The following is a 2,134-nucleotide window of genomic DNA, read 5'->3' as shown; positions in this document are numbered from 1 at the left end:
TCGATGACAAAGCCCTCGCCGTGAGCGGCTACGACGTCATCTCGTCGTTCGGGATCGGCAACGGCGACCGTCTCCAAATTCAAGAGTGAGTGAGTGAGTGAGTAGCGAAAAATGCCGCAGACCCATTTAGTGAGCTTCGACGTAAAGGAGGATAGGTATGACCGATCTGCAGTCTGATTCCGGGCCGCTGGGGGGCCGCACGTTTTTGCCGTTGGGAAGTGTGGTGATTCTGAATGGTTCGGTGAAGAAGTTACTGATTGTCAGTCGAGGGTCGGTCGTGGAGGATCAGTTCTTCGACTATGGCGCGTTTCTGTTTCCGGAGGGCATGGTTGATACGAATGTTGTCTATTTCAGCGGCGACAACATTGCGAAGATCGTGTCTGAGGGGTATCGGGATGCTGATGAGGATCTCGTGGTCGAGATCCTGAATATCGCTTACGCCCGGTTCCAGCAGGAACATCGCCCGCCCGCGGCTGTTCCTGCGCTGGTAGCGCCCGCTCGGGTTGCCGCGGACGACGACTTGTTCGCCGGTGTTCGCGACGTGGGAGATGACGATGAATGAGGAACTGGCGTTGGCGCAGGTGCGGGAACTTGATGACGTCATCGCCCAGCTGGACACGGTGCGCGGTGAGGCGGATGGGCTCCGGGTCGATGACTATAAGGATGCGGGCGGGGCGCTGTGGGCTGGGCAGAGTCGCACCAGTTTCACGGATGCTCTCGACGCGGCGAGGTCGGATCACGCCCGAATTAGCGACCAGATCGGGCAGGCCATCGGTGACTGCAAGAGCAAGCAACGCGCGCTCGCGTTCTCGATCAACCCGCTCGAGCATCCGGTCCTTTCCGCGCAGGCGGTCGCGATAGCCCTGAACTGAACGAGACGTAAGAGGAGGCAAGAGACGATGGGCTCAGACACACGAGGCATAGCTGACGGGTTCCATGAGGAGACCCAGACGGTGTCTACTCTCACGTCCTGCGTGGCGGAGACGAAGGACGGATGGGATCGGGGTGGTGACCTAAATGTTCCAGGGGTCACGGCTGTCTCCGAGATCTCCGCGGACCTGTCCACCCTGATCGCGACGTATGGTGCTGCGGCGCAGACGGACACGAACGAGTTCGATCAACTCGGGGTGAATATCGAAGTGCAGGACGCGCAGGATGCGCAGGGTGGCGAGGTGTCCGAGTGAGTGTGGTGGAGTTTTCTGCGGATTCGTGGCAGGCGTCGTCTCCGGGGTTGCAGAAGAGTCTCGCGGAGCGGGGTGAGGCCCTTGATGCGCTTCTGCAGGGGCTTGAGAGTCTCGCGGCCTCGGGGAATATCAGTGGTCAGGGTGCGGACGCGATGCGTGCGTATATTCGGGAAGTGCATGTCCCGATCGTGCAGTCGCTGTTGGTGTGCCTGTCCACGTTCCAGACCGCGATCGGCGTGTACTGGAACGGATATTCGCAGGTGGATACGGACGGGAATTTCCGGCTCATAAACGATGAGTACGACGCGCATCTGGCTCAACTTGATACTGGTATCGGGCGGTTGCGGGGGTTCGCGGCCGATCTGCGGTCGATTGCTGCTCGCGCGTCGCATCTGGTGGCGTTGGACGGCGCTGGCGCGACCGCGGCCGACAATGCTGCGGAGGGTTTCGAGCGGATGCGGTCGATCGCGAAGTCTCAGCAGGAGACGTGGGCGGCGTATGAGGCCACCGATCATGGGTTCGACCAGGTCAAGAATCTTCTCGCTGAGTTGAACAGTATCGTGAAGAATGTCGGGAGTCTTACTGTCGGGCAGGGGCGCTCCTACACGGCGGGGAGTTTCGATCTCACTTTGCAGAGGTTGAGCGGGTTGACCGGGGGGATGCTGGATTACTGTCGGGAGAACCAGCAGGCCGCGTCCGACGGGTGGGAGACCTTGTTCTCCGGGTATGTCGATGATGTTGAAGCTGAACAGGATCGGCAACGGAAAGAGGATGCCCTGTGGGGGGTGCTGTGGGACGCGGTACAGGTCGTTGAGGGTGTGTTGATTCTCGCGGTGGGCGTGGTGGGTACGCCGTTTAGCGCGGGTGCGACGTTGGCGTTCGCGGGGCTGGGTGGGTCGTTGATTGTGGGGGGTGTGAACAGCGCGATTAACGACGCGTCGATTGCGTCG

4 protein-coding genes are annotated in these 2,134 nt (G+C 60.6%); all 4 read left to right on the top strand.

What is annotated here, in order from left to right:
• The first annotated feature begins 157 nt into the window (after window positions 1-157).
• Entirely contained in the window at window positions 158-562 is a 405-nt protein-coding gene (locus B0H03_RS15990; RefSeq protein WP_104354364.1) for a DUF4176 domain-containing protein, read from the top strand.
• Window positions 555-872: a hypothetical protein gene (locus B0H03_RS15985; RefSeq protein WP_104354016.1), complete on the top strand. Its 318-nt coding sequence runs from the start codon at window positions 555-557 to the stop codon at window positions 870-872. The genes B0H03_RS15990 and B0H03_RS15985 overlap by 8 nt, the downstream gene beginning before the upstream one ends.
• Before the next feature lie 81 nt (window positions 873-953).
• Window positions 954-1,184 (top strand): hypothetical protein, encoded by a 231-nt coding sequence (locus B0H03_RS15980; RefSeq protein ID WP_127844000.1) that lies wholly within the window; start codon window positions 954-956, stop codon window positions 1,182-1,184.
• On the top strand, window positions 1,181-2,134 hold a 954-nt coding region (locus B0H03_RS15975), incomplete at its 3' end, for a T7SS effector LXG polymorphic toxin (RefSeq protein ID WP_207774267.1). The genes B0H03_RS15980 and B0H03_RS15975, both read left to right, overlap by 4 nt.

The organism is Rathayibacter iranicus NCPPB 2253 = VKM Ac-1602 (genome assembly GCF_003149025.1).
Classification (GTDB): Bacteria; Actinomycetota; Actinomycetes; order Actinomycetales; family Microbacteriaceae; genus Rathayibacter; species Rathayibacter iranicus.
This window is presented reverse-complemented; position numbering and strand designations above follow the sequence as displayed.